This window comes from Pseudomonas sp. AP42 (genome assembly GCF_001728935.1).
GTDB lineage: Bacteria > Pseudomonadota > Gammaproteobacteria > Pseudomonadales > Pseudomonadaceae > Aquipseudomonas > Aquipseudomonas lactis.
On record NZ_LYSO01000002.1, the window covers coordinates 1 to 14,261 of the forward strand.

Consider the following 14,261-nt stretch of genomic DNA (forward strand, 5'->3'; position numbering starts at 1 on the left):
GGCCGTTACCGCAGCAATGGATATGTACACAATCCAACTGTGTTGACTGCTAGGCCGCCTTCGCGAGCAAGCCCGCTCCCACAGTTGGATCGTGGGGTGTCAGTTGTCGGTTCGTCACGGGCGGGAGCAAGCCCCCTCGCCACAGCTTCAGCGTCTGCCCTAAGCTATGTAGATACAGCTCCCACATTGGTTTGTGCCGGGGTTGAAATACGATCGGCCCGTCACAATCTATTGATTTGCAAAGCACCCGCAATCACCGCTTACCGATAGCCCGGCGCTCTGCTAAAATGCGCCGCCTTATCCGTACGTAGGCTGCACTGTGCCATTTACCTGGGTTGATTGGGCGATCGTTGCAATCGTCGCCATCTCCGCTTTGATCAGTCTGAGCCGCGGCTTCGTAAAAGAAGCACTGTCGTTGCTGACCTGGATCATCGCAGGAGTCGTAGCCTGGATGTTCGGTGGTTCACTGTCGGTCTACCTGGCCGGGTACATAGAGACACCTTCGGCTCGCGTCATCGCGGGCTGCGCCATCATGTTCATCGCCACGCTGTTGGTGGGGGCAATGGTCAATTATCTTATTGGCGAGTTGATACGTGTCACCGGCCTCTCCGGGACCGATCGATTTCTCGGCATGGCCTTCGGGGCTGCGCGTGGCGCGCTGCTGGTGGTCGTGGCGGTCGGGTTGTTGAGCCTGGGGCCGGTACAGCAGGATTCGTGGTGGCAGGAGTCGGTACTCGTGCCAAAATTTCTATTGGTTGCAGACTGGTCCAAGAACCTCATATTGGGGTGGAGCAGTCAGTGGCTGGCCAGCGGAATCAGCGTACCCGCTGATCTTCCGTTCAAGGAACACCTCTTGCCGGCCAAAACGCCTCAGTAAGTTGTGTTCAGTCAAGATTCATTAAGTAGGGGTTGCGTCGCATGTGTGGCATCGTCGGTATCGTCGGTAAGTCGAACGTCAATCAGGCGCTGTATGACGCGCTAACCGTCCTCCAGCACCGCGGCCAGGACGCTGCCGGTATTGTGACCAGCCACGACGGCCGGTTATTCCTGCGCAAGGACAATGGCCTGGTGCGTGACGTGTTCCATCAGCGTCACATGCAGCGCCTCGTCGGGCACATGGGCATTGGCCATGTGCGTTACCCGACTGCCGGTAGTTCGACCTCGGCAGAAGCTCAACCGTTCTACGTCAACTCGCCTTACGGCATTACCTTGGCGCACAACGGTAACCTGACCAACGTTGAACAACTGGCCAAGGAGATCTACGAATCTGACCTGCGCCACGTCAACACCAGCTCCGATTCGGAAGTGCTGCTCAACGTGTTCGCCCACGAGCTGGCCCAGCGCGGCAAGCTGCAGCCGACCGAAGAAGATGTGTTCGCTGCCGTGATCGACGTGCACAACCGTTGCGTCGGTGGTTATGCGGTGGTGGCGATGATCACCGGTTACGGCATCGTCGGTTTCCGCGACCCCCACGGCATTCGCCCGATCGTGTTCGGCCAGCGTCACACCGACGAAGGCGTCGAGTACATGATCGCTTCCGAAAGTGTGTCCCTGGACGTGCTGGGCTTCACCCTGATCCGCGACCTGGCGCCGGGCGAGGCTGTCTACATCACTGAAGACGGCAAGCTGCACACCCGTCAGTGCGCCGTAGCGCCGAAACTCACCCCGTGCATCTTCGAACACGTCTACCTGGCGCGCCCGGATTCGATCATCGACGGCGTCTCGGTCTACAAGGCGCGCCTGCGCATGGGCGAGAAGCTGGCCGAGAAGATCCTGCGCGAGCGCCCCGAGCACGATATCGACGTGGTCATCCCGATTCCGGACACCAGCCGTACCGCTGCGCTGGAGTTGGCCAACCATCTGGGCGTCAAGTTCCGCGAAGGCTTCGTGAAGAACCGTTACATTGGCCGTACCTTCATCATGCCCGGCCAGGCGGCGCGCAAGAAGTCGGTACGCCAGAAGCTCAACGCCATTGAGCTTGAGTTCCGCGGCAAGAACGTGATGCTGGTGGATGACTCCATCGTGCGCGGCACCACCTGCAAACAGATCATCCAGATGGCCCGCGAAGCCGGGGCCAAGAACGTGTACTTCTGTTCCGCCGCGCCTGCGGTGCGTTACCCGAACGTGTACGGTATCGACATGCCGAGCGCCCATGAGCTGATCGCGCATAACCGTTCGACCCAGGACGTGGCCGACCTGATCGGTGCCGACTGGCTGATCTACCAGGACCTTCCGGACCTGATCGAAGCGGTTGGCGGTGGCAAGATCAAGATCGAGCAGTTCGACTGCGCCGTGTTCGACGGCAAGTACGTGACCGGCGATGTTGACGAGGCCTACCTGAACAAGATCGAACAGGCGCGCAACGACTCGTCGAAGATCAAGACCCAGGCGGTCAGCGCGATCATCGACCTGTATAACAACTGAGTAAACACCGGCCCTGAGGGGCCGGTTTTGTATCTTAAACAAAGAATTGAATAAGGAGTCGCAGCATGAGTCAGGAATGGGATGCCGGTCGGTTGGACAGCGACCTCGATGGCGTAGCTTTCGATACCCTGGCTGTGCGCGCCGGCCAGCACCGTACCCCGGAAGGTGAGCACGGCGACCCGATGTTCTTCACCTCCAGCTACGTGTTCCGTACTGCCGCCGACGCCGCTGCGCGCTTCGCCGGCGAAGTGCCGGGCAACGTGTATTCGCGCTACACCAACCCGACCGTACGCGCGTTCGAAGAGCGCATCGCGGCCCTGGAAGGTGCCGAGCAGGCCGTGGCGACCGCCACCGGCATGGCGGCCATCCTGGCCGTGGTGATGAGCCTGTGCAGCGCCGGCGACCATGTGCTGGTATCGCGCAGCGTGTTTGGCTCGACCATCAGCCTGTTCGAGAAGTACTTCAAGCGTTTCGGTATTGAAGTCGATTACGTGCCCCTGGCGGAGCTGTCCGGTTGGGAGGCGGCCATCAAGGCCAATACCAAGCTGTTATTCGTCGAATCGCCGTCCAACCCGCTCGCTGAGCTGGTGGACATCGCCGCGCTGTCGGAAGTCGCGCATGCCAAGGGCGCGATGCTGGTGGTGGACAACTGCTTCTGCACCCCGGCCTTGCAGCAACCGCTGAAGCTGGGTGCGGACATCGTGGTGCACTCGGCAACCAAGTTCATCGACGGCCAGGGCCGTTGCATGGGCGGCGTAGTGGCCGGCCGTAGCGAGCAGATGAAGGAAGTGGTGGGCTTTCTGCGCACCGCCGGCCCGACCCTGAGCCCGTTCAACGCCTGGATCTTCCTCAAAGGCCTGGAAACCCTCAGCCTGCGCATGAAAGCCCATTGCGCCAACGCCCAGGCCCTGGCCGAGTGGCTGGAGCAGCAGGACGGTATCGAGAAGGTGCATTACGCCGGCCTCAAGAGCCACCCGCAACACGCCTTGGCTCAGCGCCAGCAGCGTGGTTTCGGTGCGGTGGTGAGCTTTGAAGTGAAGGGCGGCAAAGACGGCGCCTGGCGCTTTATCGACGCGACGCGCTTGATCTCCATCACCGCCAACCTGGGTGATAGCAAGACCACCATCACCCACCCGAGCACCACCTCCCACGGGCGCCTGGCGCCGCAGGAGCGTGAAGCGGCCGGCATCCGTGACAGCCTGATCCGCATTGCGGTGGGCCTGGAAGACGTTGCTGACTTGCAGGCAGACCTGGCCCGCGGGCTGGCGGCCTTGTGATCGAGTGGTCCATGGAGGCCGCGGGGGCCAGTAACGGGCGCGTGGCGTTGGTGACGGGCGCGGCGCGGGGCATTGGCCTCGGGATTGCCGCGTGGCTGATCAGTGAAGGCTGGCAGGTGGTGCTGACCGACCTGGACCGCGAGCGCGGTGCCAAGGTGTCCAAGGTGCTGGGCGACAATGCCTGGTTTATCACCATGGACGTGGCCGACGAGAAACAAGTGGCCCAGGGTGTCGCCGAGGTGCTGGGGCAGTTCGGGCGCCTGGATGCGTTGGTGTGCAACGCGGCGGTGGCCGACCCGCGCAATATTACTCTGGAAAGCCTCGACCTGGCGTACTGGAACCGCGTGCTGGCGGTCAACCTCAGTGGGCCGATGCTGTTGGCCAAGCACTGTGCGCCTTACCTGCGTGCCCATGGCGGTGCCATCGTTAACCTGGCCTCGACCCGGGCGCGTCAATCCGAGCCCGACACCGAAGCCTATGCGGCCAGCAAAGGTGGGCTGTTGGCCCTGACCCACGCCCTGGCCATGAGCCTGGGGCCTGAAGTGCGAGTCAATGCTGTCAGCCCTGGCTGGATCGACGCGCGTGACCCGGCGGCGCGGCGTGCAGAGCCGCTCACCGACGCCGACCATGCCCAGCATCCGGCGGGCAGGGTGGGGACGGTGGAGGACGTGGCGGCGATGGTGGCCTGGTTGCTGTCACGCCAGGCCGGGTTCGTCACCGGGCAAGAGTTCGTGGTGGACGGCGGCATGAGCAAGAAGATGATTTACAGCGAGTAGGGCCGGTAGCCGTCTTGAAGTCATTTTTGTCTTTTTCAGAAAAACTTCAAGCAGGCTATTGACTTAGGTCCGCTACCTGCGTAAATTTCGCGGCCTCAACGAAGCAAAGGGTGATTAGCTCAGCTGGGAGAGCATCTGCCTTACAAGCAGAGGGTCGGCGGTTCGATCCCGTCATCACCCACCACTTCTTGAGAGTTTTGCCTTAGGGCAAGACGCAACGTTAAAGGTTGCACCGACGCGCAGCGGTAGTTCAGTCGGTTAGAATACCGGCCTGTCACGCCGGGGGTCGCGGGTTCGAGTCCCGTCCGCTGCGCCATATTTTCCAGGTCCGATCCGTCGGGCTTGAGATTGAACAGCCAAGGCTGATCGGTCAGATGTTTAAAGGTGGTTGAGGCTTCATGCTCAATCAGCCAAGCGATACGCAGCGGTAGTTCAGTCGGTTAGAATACCGGCCTGTCACGCCGGGGGTCGCGGGTTCGAGTCCCGTCCGCTGCGCCATATCTGCCTCAAGGCCCACTGAACGCCTTGAAGCACAAGGAAAGCCACTGGCTCACCTTGATCCGATAGCAAAGACCCTGGTCGAAAGACCGGGGTTTTTTGTGTCTGGGGTTTGGAAAAACCTCATCTTCTTCGCTGCCACCAGTGCTCATTATCGGCAAACGGCCGACAGATCTTTTTGATTCTGTCGGCCGTTTTGCGTTCTTGTGTCAAAAAATTTCAATGTGGTTATTTGCCGCAGGCGCAGAAACCTTTAAAGTTAACCCTTCGGTCAACTTTGCACTGTCATCATGGCCTTTTGATTCGTCGAGAAAGGCTTCTGCAAGTCTCCAGATTCGGTGTACTTAACCATAAGGGCGGATTTATAACCGCTCAGAGGATGATCCATGTCCAACCGTGAAATAACCCGGCGCTCGTTCCTCCAGGGCGGGCTGGTGGCGGGTGTGAGTGTCACGCTCACGCCGCTCAGCACCCAGGCGCTGGCTGCCTTGATGGAAAACAGCGTGACCGTGCCGTCTGAAAAGTGGCTCGGCCATAATGGCAAGGCGCGCCAGCGTAACGATGCCTTGTCGAAAGTCTGCGGCAGCAAGGTGTTTGCCCGCGACATTCGTTCCAAGGACATGCCGGGCTGGCCCCAGCAGCAAGGTCACGCCATGCTGCTCAAAACCATCAAGGCCGACCACATCTACGCAGGCTACGACCTGTCGTGGCTTGGCGCCGATCTGCAGCCGGACCGTATTGTCACCGCTGCCGACCTGGACAAGGACGGTATCGTCTTCCCGGAAGAGCATGCGCCGGACCCGTTGCTGCCCGAGGGCAAAGTGCCGATGTTCATCGGTCACCCGGTGGCGATCCTGATCTGGAACGACTTCGAGCGTTTCCGCCAGGCCAAGAACAAGCTCAAGTTCAATGACAAGGCGATTCGTTACGGCGCCAAAGTGCCGTATTACGAAGGCGACCCCTACGGCAGCTTCCGCTATGTGCGCGTGGGTGGCGCGACCTCCGCCGATGAAGACGAATTCGCCAGCCTCAAGGATTCGATCCTGTTCCCGATGCTGAAAAACCGTCGCCCGGTGTGGAATTCCCAGCCGAACCTGCACGGCAACCTGACCGAGCGCGGGCTGTTCTATGCCGAGCGCATGAAGAGCCAGATCAACACGCCGCCGGACAACTGGCTGGTGTTTGACGAGCGCTACCAAACCCCATCGATCGAGCCGGCCGCCATGGAGCCGGACAACGGCAACGGTTGGTACGATCCGGCGACCAAGACCCTGCACTTTGTGGTGGCCACCCAGTGCCCATTGGAAGTCGCGACCGAGACCGCCAAGATGATCTCGCCGTCGCGCTTCGGCCTGGCCCATCTGAACATGCACCCAGGTTACACCGTGGGTTACGGTTCCAAAGACCACAATATCTTCGTCTACTACGCTGCCCTCGCTGCGTTGTATGGCGCCGGTGTGCCGGTGCGTCTGGCCAATGACCGTTACGAGCAATTCCAGAGCGGCATCAAGCGCCACCCGTTCGATATTCGCTATCAGTTGGCGGTCGACAAGAACGACCACAGCTTCAAAATCTTCCTCGCCGACATGAGCGTCGATGGCGGTGGCCGTATCAACTACAGCCCATCGGTGGCTGCGGTCGGCGCCACGGCGGCGCAGTCGATCTACTACATGCCGCAGAACGACCTGCAAGTCACCGCGTATCACTCCCGTGGCGTCGAGGCGGGTTCGATGCGTGGCTACGGCACCCTGCAAAGCATGGCCGCCACCGAAATGATGGTCGATGAAATCGCCGACCGCCTGGGCATTGATGCCATTGAGCTGCGGCGCAAGAACGCACTGCGTTCGGGCATGAAGAACACCCAGGGCGCGATCCCTGCCGGTGCGTTGCGCCTGCACGAAATTCTCGACAAGGCCGCTGTGCACGACGTGTGGAAAAACCGCGACGCGATCAAGCAACAACGCGAAGCCGCCGACCCGGATAACTGGTATGGCGTTGGTTTTGCCATCTGCCAGAAAGACTTCGGCACCGGTTCCGAAGCGCCGATGGCCAGTGTTGAATTCAGCGCTGACGGTCGCATCAGTCTGCGTCATATCGGTATCGAAATCGGCACCGGCATGTCCACTTCGCAATCGCTGGTGGTCGCCGATTTTCTCGGCAGCCCGGCCCACGAAGTGAAGACTGGCGAAACAGAGTGGAAGGAAATGCAGCTGGTCACCGGCGGCAACCCTTACACCATGAGCCAGGCCGAGCAGGACAACCTGCTGCGCAACCCGCGTTGGGTGGGCAAGCTCGCGTCGGCGTCTTCGGCGACCAACTCGGCGTACTACTTCAGCCACGCCACCCGTGAAGCGGCGCGTGTGCTGTTCAACCACGGCCTGTGGCCAGCAGCGCTGGAGATCTGGCGCCAGGGCCCGTTCGGCGGTCAGGCCAACCCCTATGTGGTACGCCGCGAAGACGCGCACTGGGTGGACGGCAAACTCACCGCCAACGGTATGCAGCCGTTGAGCTTTGAAGAACTGGCCAAGCGCGCGCACGAGCGCGGCCTGGTCACCGCTGCCACGGTCCACGGGTTCAACCGCTGGAGCTGGGCCGAAGCCGAATACAGCATCGACGGCGTGCGCGAGCGCCTGCCGCTCGACGGTCTGGCGGTGAAGTACGGCGACGGCGCACCGAAAGCCAAGCAGGCGCTGATGAGCACGGCCGGTTTCCACCTGCTCGATCGCCAGAACGTCAGCTATCCCGCCACCCAGTTGAACAACGCTGCGGTGACGTACTACAGCCCCGTCGCCACGTTGGTCGAGTTGAAGGTCAACAAGGGGTCGGCACAGGTCGAAGTGCTCAATCACCATTCGTGGATCGAGTGTGGTCGGGTGCTGGTTGAAGAATTGGTCAAGGGCCAGCTCGAAGGTGGTGTGGCCATGGGCATCGGTCACGCCTTGATGGAAGAAATGCCGCTGTACGAAGGCGGGCCGGGGGAGGGTGACTGGAACTTCAACCGTTACCGTCTGCCGATGGCGCGTCACGTTGCCGTGTGGAAACAGACCTCGGAGATTCTGCCGGCGCTGTCGCCAAGCGACCCGTCCAAAGGTATCGCTGAGGTGGTGATGATCCCGATTGTCGGGGCCATCGGTAATGCGGTGGCGCACGCCATCGGTAAACGTGTTCGCGACCTGCCAATCACGGCTGCCCGCATCAAGGAGGCCCTCAATGGCTAACCGTCCGCTTCAACTGACCCTCAATGGTCAATCCGTCGGCCCGGTGGACATCCCTGATGACCTGCCGATGATCGACTACCTGCACGAGTACAAGAACCTCACCGGCTCGCGGTTGGGCTGCGGCCAAGGTATTTGCCACGCCTGCGTGGTGATCGTCGATAACCCGGACGGCACCAGCGAAGAAGTGCGCACCTGCATCACCGGCGCGCACTACTTTGAAGGCAAAAAAGTACGCACCATCGAAGGCCATGCCAAGCGCGACGAGGCGGGCCAGGTCACTGAGCTGAACCCGATCCAGCAGCGCTTCGTGGATGAGTTCGCCTTTCAGTGCAGCTATTGCGCACCAGGCTTCGTCAACGCGGCCACGGTGTTGGTGGAGAAACTGCAACGCCAGCCGACCGTGCACAGCAAGCTGGAACAAGTCATCGAGGACAGCCTCGGTCATCACGTCTGCCGTTGTACCGGGTACGTGCGTTATTACAACGCCACCCGCAACGTGCTGACCGATCTCGGCCTGGTCAAGGAGGGTTAAGCATGAAGCTTTTTCTGACCCGCCTGGCCTTGGCGGTTGGCCTGGCCGCGCCGGTATTGTTTGCCCACGCTGATGATCAAGCCAAGCGCGGCGAATACCTCGCCCGCGCCGCCGACTGCATGGCCTGCCACACGGCACCGGGCGGCGCGCCGTTTGCGGGCGGCCTGCCGATTGTCTCGCCGTTCGGCACCATCTACGGCACCAACATCACGCCAAGCAAGGAACACGGCATCGGCTTGTACAACGATGATGAGTTCTTCGCCGCGTTGACTGAAGGCAAGCGTCGCGACGGCGCGTACTTGTACCCGGCGATGCCCTACACCTCGTACCACCTGATGCCGCGTGAAGACTCGGACGCGATTCATGCGTACCTCAAGACCATCGAGCCGATCGAGCGCGCAGCGCCGGTGACGAGCCTGAGCTTTCCGTTCAACGTGCGCCTGGGCCTGATGGGCTGGAACGTGTTGTACGGCAAAGCGCTGAAACTGGAACCGGCGCAAGGCAAGAGCGAAGCCTGGAAGCGCGGCCAATACATGGTTGAAGTGCTCGGTCACTGCGGCGAATGCCACACGCCACGCGGCCTGCCCGGCGCGATGGAGCTGGACAAGCGCCTGACCGGCGGCATCCTCAATGGCTATCTGGCGCCCAGCCTGCTCGCCACGGACCTGGCCGCACGCGGCTGGAATGAACAGGACCTGAGCACCTTCCTCAAGCACGGCATGAGCGCTCAGGGCACGATGTTCAACGAGATGTTCCCGGTGTTTCACAACAGCACCCAGGGCCTGAGCGATGCGGACCTGGCCGCGATGGCAACCTTCCTGCTCGGTGATAAACCGCCGGCAGCCAAGGCGTTGGTCGAAGTGCCGGTGGACCAGCTCGGCCCGAGCGCTCAGCGCGGCCGCCAGGAATACCTGAACGTCTGTGCCGGTTGCCATGCGGCAGGTGGCGAAGGCAAGCCGCACATCGCGGTGGCGATGCGCGGCAACACCACGCTGCGGCTGGAAGACCCGCGCAACCTGGTACGGGTGATTGAGGACGGGATCGGCGAGCAGAAGTTCTCCGGGTTCGAACACATGCAACCGATGCCGGGCTTCGCTGGAAAACTCAGCTCGGAGCAACTCACCGATCTGATCAATTACCTGCGCCAAGGCTGGGGCGGGCAATCGGCGGAGCTGGCGGTAAGCGACGTGCAGAAGCTGCAGGCTGAGGCGCCGTCCATCGAGCACAAGGCGCACTGACATGCAGCATCTGGATCTGCAGGTGATACGACGGGCGCTGGAGTGGTCGGTGGCCGGGCAGCGCATCTGGCTCTGTACGGTGCTGGCCACCTACGGCTCGGCGCCGCGGGCGCCGGGTTCGCTGCTGGCGGTGAACGCCGCTGGGCAGTGGATTGGGTCGTTGTCGGGTGGTTGCGTCGAGGAAGACTTTCTCGAGCGCGTCGCCGAAGGTGCGTTTCTCGATGCGGTCAACGTGGTGCGCTATGGCGCAGGGGACGATCCGCGCTCGCGGGTCAGCCTGCCCTGTGGCGGTATTCTCGATGTCTTGGTTGAGAAGCTCGAGCCTGACTGCGAGGTGCAGGCGCACCTGCGTGAAGTGGAGTCGGCGCTGCTCGGGCAGCGCCGCTTGATTCGCGAGGTGTACCTGGCCAGCGGGGCGCACAGCCTGTTTGCTGACCGCGAGCAGGGCGCGCGCATCGAGCGTGACAGTGACCGGGTGCGCATCCGTGTTGGTGCGGCTCAGCGTTTGTTGCTGGCCGGGTACTCCAGCGTGGCGCAGGCGTGTGCCGAGTTTGCGGTCGGTCTTGGGTTTGAGGTGATCCTCTGCGACCCGCGCGATGAAGTGCTCGAAGGCGTGGTGCTCAATGGCGTGGAGATTCGTCGCCAGTTGCCGTCGGTGTTTATTGCCGACGGTGGCTGTCACCGTGATACGGCGGTGGTGGCGCTGACCCATGACCCGCGTATCGACGATCTGGCGATGATGGAAGCGGTGCGTACCGACGCGTTCTACATTGGCGTGATGGGGTCGTTGCAGACCTCGCAGAAGCGCTTTGAGCGACTGCGCCGTATCGGTGGGTTAGGGGAGGCTGAATTGGCGCGGATACACGCACCCATCGGGCTTAACCTGGGCAGCAGGACGCCATCGGAAATCGCGCTGGCAGTATTGGCCGATATCGTGCGGATTCGCAGCGGGATTGCTCGCGACCAGCTCTGAAGCGCAGCCCTGTAGGAGCGAGCAAGCTCGCTCCTACAGTGGTTACATCCCGAACTTATCCCGCAACCCGTAGTACCAGGCCCCCAACGCCGCAAACGGCGTGCGCAACATCTGCCCACCCGGGAACGGGTAATGCGGCAAGTCCGCAAACGCATCAAAACGCTCAGCCTGACCCCGCAAGGCCTCTGCCAGCACTTTGCCCGCCAGGTGCGTGTACGTCACGCCATGGCCGCTACAGCCCTGGGAGTAATAGATGTTGTCGCCAAGGCGGCCAACCTGCGGCAAGCGCGACAGGGTCAGCAGGAAGTTGCCGGTCCAGGCGTAGTCGATCTTCACGTCCTTGAGCTGTGGAAATGCCTTGAGCATTTTCGGCCGGATGATCGCTTCGATATTCGCCGGGTCCCGCGCGCCATACACCACGCCGCCGCCGAAGATCAGGCGCTTGTCGCTGGTGAGGCGGTAGTAGTCGAGCAGGTAGTTGCAGTCCTCGACACAATAATCCTGGGGCAACAGCGTCTTGGCCACTTCATCGCCCAGTGGCGCCGTGGTGATCACTTGGGTGCCGCACGGCATCGACTTGGCCGCCAACTCCGGCACCAGATTGCCCAGGTAAGCGTTGCCCGCGACGATAATGAACTTGGCCCTGACCCTGCCTTCGGCGGTGTGCACCACCGGATTGGCACCGCGCTCAATGCGCACCGCTGCCGATTGCTCATAGATCGTGCCGCCCAGTGATTCCACGGCCGCGGCTTCACCGAGCGCCAGGTTGAGCGGGTGGATATGACCGCCGCTCATGTCCAGCAGGCCGCCCACATAGTTGTCACAGGCCACCACTTCGCGGATGCGGTGCTCGTCCAACAACTCCAGTTGCGTATGGCCGTAGCGCTCCCACAGGCGCTTCTGCGACTCCAAGTGGCCCATGTGCTTGCTATTGAGGGCGGCGAACACGCCGCCGTCCTTCAAGTCGCACTGGATCTGATACTTGGCCACGCGCTCACGGATGATCCTGCCGCCTTCAAACGCCATCTGCCCCAACAACTGCGCCTGCTGAGGCCCGACACTGCGCTCGATCACATCGATATCGCGGCTGTAACTGTTGACGATCTGCCCACCGTTGCGGCCCGAAGCACCAAAACCGACCTTGGCGGCTTCCAGCACCGTGACGCGAAAGCCGTTCTCCAGCAAAAACAGCGCACTGGAAAGCCCGGTATAGCCAGCCCCGATCACGCACACGTCGGTCTCGACTTCACCTTGCAGCACAGGACGGGGCGGGACTTCATTCGCAGAAGCGGCGTAATACGACTGGGGGTAGGGGGTGTTCGCCATCCTGGAACCTCTGTTTTATATTTTTTACGAGTACGCCGATCCTACCTGAGTTGAAAATTGCCTGCCAGCCACCCGGAAATCACGGGTGTACCCGACGCAAATAAAAAATTCGCATATTCATAGGGTTAGCTGCAAAAAAGATGTTGACACCCCTTCGGAATTCCGTAGAATGCCGCCTCACAGCAGGCACGTAGCTCAGTTGGTTAGAGCACCACCTTGACATGGTGGGGGTCGTTGGTTCGAGTCCAATCGCGCCTACCAAACAAAATCCGCTCTGCTGGGCGGTCTAGAGGGGTCATCGGAAACGGTGACCCCTTTTTGCTTTCTGCGATTTGCAAAACTTTTGCAAAACTTTTGCAAAACCCCCACCTCAAAACGCCAATTCGGCGCCCACCTCGACATACTCGATCTTCTTTTCGTCGTGCCCCTCCTGGTAGTGCTTCGTCATCTTCTCGTCCGCGTGGCCCATGAGCGCCTGGATGTACTCCTGTGGGAATTTCTGCTGCTCGTACAGCCACGCGCCCAATGCGCGGATCTCGTGAAAAGTGGGGCGCTCACCAGCCGGCACATGGTCGTAGGCGTGCGCGGCGTCCCTGGCCTTGCTGAACTCTTTGGTTAAGTAGTCCGGCGTCACGGATGTCCAATGATCCTTGGCGTCTATCTGTTCCCGCCGGCGGGCCTTGGGCTTGTAGTGGATCAGGTAGGGCGAGGCGAGCGGCGACCGCAGGCACTCCCCAACCACCTCCCGCAGCGCAGCGCCCATGGTGATTTTTAGGTGCACAGGGTTCTCATAACCCTGGGTCTTTCCGGGGGAGACGGTCAGCGTGTTCTTTTCCATGTCGGCTGCTGACTTTAGCCAGGTGACGATGTCGTCCCGGCGCTGAAGACTGGCCAAAGCCAGGCGGATCGCGCGCTTCAGCCATGGCGGCGTTGTCGCGGCATCGATGATCAGCTTCAATCCGTCGAGCGTGTGGCGCTGGCGCTTCTTCTCGGCCTCCTTCTTGACCAGGGTCAGCTCTGCGTTGTTGCGCTCGGCCAGGCCCTTGGCCACCGCAAAGGCGAAGATCTGCACCCATAGCCCGCGGTGCTTCGTGTAGGCGTTGTTGCTGAAGTTGTCGAGATACTCGGCCATCGCCAGCACGTCCAGTTGACCTATCAGTCGGTCGCCTAGGTCCTGCCGGTACCGCTCAAGCTTGAACTTGATTTCCTCCAGTGTGCGGGCCGCGTATGACCGGTCAGGTAGCCATTCCTCTTCGAAGCGCGTCAGCAGGTTGCTCACCATGGGAAGCCGGTCTCCGGTCAGCACGGCCAGCAGCGAGCCGTCATCGACTACCAACTCGGCGAACTTGAGGTTGGCCGCCCGGGCCAGCTTAATTGCTTCCTCCAGTGGGCGGTTGATGCTAGTCATCACGCCGGTGACCGGGTTGCGGTACCGCCAATACTTACCGTTCGGGTAAAGGTTTGGGGGCAGCTTTCTGTTTTGCAGCGTGCGCGGGCGGGCAGCCATCACCCGATCTCCAGCATCTTGGCAAGCAGCGGGTCATTCGAGCCCATGACCGCCGCCTGCACATCGACGAAATACATCCCGCCTTTTACCTCTCCGATCACTTCGCCTTCCTCGATCCATTTTTTCAATTGCTGCAGGCTCGGCTTTCCGCCGACGTACCGCAACTTCCTGTATTCGCCGGCCTCCATGAGGCGCGGCAGCTTGACCGTAATCTGGGCAAGGACTTTTGCCATACCTACCTCCCGCCCACCGTGGGCCGCGCTGTCTTGATGATGTGAATTGCCAGGCCGAAGCTGATCAGCAGCCAGGCGCAAGTGCCGGCGAAGGCGTAGAGCAGTGCCTCGGCGGTACCGGTGTCCAGCAGGTCGAGCCCGAGCCAGCCGAACCAGCCGAGGGTTCCGACCAGGTACAGCAAAGCGCCCAGCAGGATCAGGGTGAGTTTCATAGCGAACATGGGGTGTCCTTGCCGCGCTGGGCGGCAGAAGGTGGGTG

12 protein-coding genes and 4 tRNA genes are annotated in these 14,261 nt (G+C 61.4%); 12 read left to right on the forward strand and 4 right to left on the reverse strand.

What is annotated here, in order from left to right; translation table 11 throughout:
• The first annotated feature begins 319 nt into the window (after nt 1–319).
• The 11 genes from A7K61_RS00940 to A7K61_RS00990 all read left to right on the forward strand — a co-directional run bounded on the left by A7K61_RS00940 (nt 320) and on the right by A7K61_RS00990 (nt 10,936).
• Nucleotides 320–877, forward strand: coding sequence for a CvpA family protein (locus A7K61_RS00940; RefSeq protein ID WP_003192538.1), 558 nt, complete (start codon nt 320–322; stop codon nt 875–877).
• A 41-nt stretch (nt 878–918) separates the two neighbouring features.
• Nucleotides 919–2,424, forward strand: coding sequence for an amidophosphoribosyltransferase (purF, locus tag A7K61_RS00945; protein ID WP_003192537.1), 1,506 nt, complete (start codon nt 919–921; stop codon nt 2,422–2,424).
• Nucleotides 2,425–2,489: 65 nt separating this feature from the next.
• Nucleotides 2,490–3,701: an O-succinylhomoserine sulfhydrylase gene (locus tag A7K61_RS00950; protein ID WP_069556729.1), complete on the forward strand. Its 1,212-nt coding sequence runs from the start codon at nt 2,490–2,492 to the stop codon at nt 3,699–3,701.
• An 11-nt stretch (nt 3,702–3,712) separates the two neighbouring features.
• Complete coding sequence (locus A7K61_RS00955) at nt 3,713–4,477, forward strand: SDR family oxidoreductase (protein WP_044274697.1); 765 nt, start codon at nt 3,713–3,715, stop codon at nt 4,475–4,477.
• Between the two features lie 108 nt (nt 4,478–4,585).
• A tRNA-Val gene (locus tag A7K61_RS00960) sits at nt 4,586–4,661 on the forward strand.
• 55 nt (nt 4,662–4,716) lie between these two features.
• Nucleotides 4,717–4,793: transfer RNA gene (locus tag A7K61_RS00965), tRNA-Asp, on the forward strand.
• Nucleotides 4,794–4,898: 105 nt separating this feature from the next.
• Nucleotides 4,899–4,975: transfer RNA gene (locus tag A7K61_RS00970), tRNA-Asp, on the forward strand.
• 386 nt (nt 4,976–5,361) lie between these two features.
• Entirely contained in the window at nt 5,362–8,193 is a 2,832-nt protein-coding gene (locus A7K61_RS00975) for a xanthine dehydrogenase family protein molybdopterin-binding subunit (RefSeq protein WP_069556730.1), read from the forward strand.
• Nucleotides 8,186–8,725, forward strand: coding sequence for a (2Fe-2S)-binding protein (locus A7K61_RS00980; RefSeq protein ID WP_003192529.1), 540 nt, complete (start codon nt 8,186–8,188; stop codon nt 8,723–8,725). The genes A7K61_RS00975 and A7K61_RS00980 overlap by 8 nt, the downstream gene beginning before the upstream one ends.
• Before the next feature lie 2 nt (nt 8,726–8,727).
• Nucleotides 8,728–9,963 (forward strand): cytochrome c, encoded by a 1,236-nt coding sequence (locus A7K61_RS00985; protein WP_069556731.1) that lies wholly within the window; start codon nt 8,728–8,730, stop codon nt 9,961–9,963.
• Between the two features lies 1 nt (nt 9,964).
• Nucleotides 9,965–10,936, forward strand: a complete 972-nt coding sequence (locus A7K61_RS00990; protein ID WP_003192526.1) for an XdhC family protein — start codon at nt 9,965–9,967, stop codon at nt 10,934–10,936.
• A gap of 42 nt (nt 10,937–10,978) precedes the next feature.
• Here A7K61_RS00990 and A7K61_RS00995 read toward each other — a convergent pair whose 3' ends face one another.
• Entirely contained in the window at nt 10,979–12,262 is a 1,284-nt protein-coding gene (locus A7K61_RS00995) for an FAD-binding oxidoreductase (protein ID WP_057711836.1), read from the reverse strand.
• A 184-nt stretch (nt 12,263–12,446) separates the two neighbouring features.
• Here A7K61_RS00995 and A7K61_RS01000 point away from each other — a divergent pair.
• Nucleotides 12,447–12,523, forward strand: a tRNA-Val gene (locus A7K61_RS01000).
• Between the two features lie 109 nt (nt 12,524–12,632).
• Here the strand turns inward: A7K61_RS01000 and A7K61_RS01005 are convergent.
• The 3 genes from A7K61_RS01005 to A7K61_RS01015 are packed head-to-tail and all read right to left on the reverse strand — an operon-like array spanning nt 12,633 to nt 14,223.
• Nucleotides 12,633–13,769 (reverse strand): tyrosine-type recombinase/integrase, encoded by a 1,137-nt coding sequence (locus tag A7K61_RS01005; RefSeq protein WP_069556732.1) that lies wholly within the window; start codon nt 13,767–13,769, stop codon nt 12,633–12,635.
• Nucleotides 13,769–14,002, reverse strand: a complete 234-nt coding sequence (locus A7K61_RS01010) for a hypothetical protein (RefSeq protein ID WP_049712342.1) — start codon at nt 14,000–14,002, stop codon at nt 13,769–13,771. The genes A7K61_RS01005 and A7K61_RS01010 overlap by 1 nt, the downstream gene beginning before the upstream one ends.
• A 2-nt stretch (nt 14,003–14,004) precedes the next feature.
• Nucleotides 14,005–14,223, reverse strand: a complete 219-nt coding sequence (locus tag A7K61_RS01015) for a hypothetical protein (protein WP_069556733.1) — start codon at nt 14,221–14,223, stop codon at nt 14,005–14,007.
• Nucleotides 14,224–14,261 lie beyond the last annotated feature (38 nt).

What these genes read in the sequence shown, in the direction of transcription:
- A7K61_RS00995 (WP_057711836.1), bottom strand. Translation starts at nt 12,262, where the DNA reads ATGGCGAACACCCCCTACCCCCAGTCGTATTACGCCGCTTCTGCGAAT.
- A7K61_RS01010 (WP_049712342.1), bottom strand. Translation starts at nt 14,002, where the DNA reads ATGGCAAAAGTCCTTGCCCAGATTACGGTCAAGCTGCCGCGCCTCATG.
- A7K61_RS01015 (WP_069556733.1), bottom strand. Translation starts at nt 14,223, where the DNA reads ATGTTCGCTATGAAACTCACCCTGATCCTGCTGGGCGCTTTGCTGTAC.
- A7K61_RS00950 (WP_069556729.1), top strand. Translation starts at nt 2,490, where the DNA reads ATGAGTCAGGAATGGGATGCCGGTCGGTTGGACAGCGACCTCGATGGC.
- A7K61_RS00975 (WP_069556730.1), top strand. Translation starts at nt 5,362, where the DNA reads ATGTCCAACCGTGAAATAACCCGGCGCTCGTTCCTCCAGGGCGGGCTG.
- purF (WP_003192537.1), top strand. Translation starts at nt 919, where the DNA reads ATGTGTGGCATCGTCGGTATCGTCGGTAAGTCGAACGTCAATCAGGCG.
- A7K61_RS00955 (WP_044274697.1), top strand. Translation starts at nt 3,713, where the DNA reads ATGGAGGCCGCGGGGGCCAGTAACGGGCGCGTGGCGTTGGTGACGGGC.
- A7K61_RS00990 (WP_003192526.1), top strand. Translation starts at nt 9,965, where the DNA reads ATGCAGCATCTGGATCTGCAGGTGATACGACGGGCGCTGGAGTGGTCG.
- A7K61_RS00985 (WP_069556731.1), top strand. Translation starts at nt 8,728, where the DNA reads ATGAAGCTTTTTCTGACCCGCCTGGCCTTGGCGGTTGGCCTGGCCGCG.
- A7K61_RS01005 (WP_069556732.1), bottom strand. Translation starts at nt 13,769, where the DNA reads ATGGCTGCCCGCCCGCGCACGCTGCAAAACAGAAAGCTGCCCCCAAAC.
- A7K61_RS00980 (WP_003192529.1), top strand. Translation starts at nt 8,186, where the DNA reads ATGGCTAACCGTCCGCTTCAACTGACCCTCAATGGTCAATCCGTCGGC.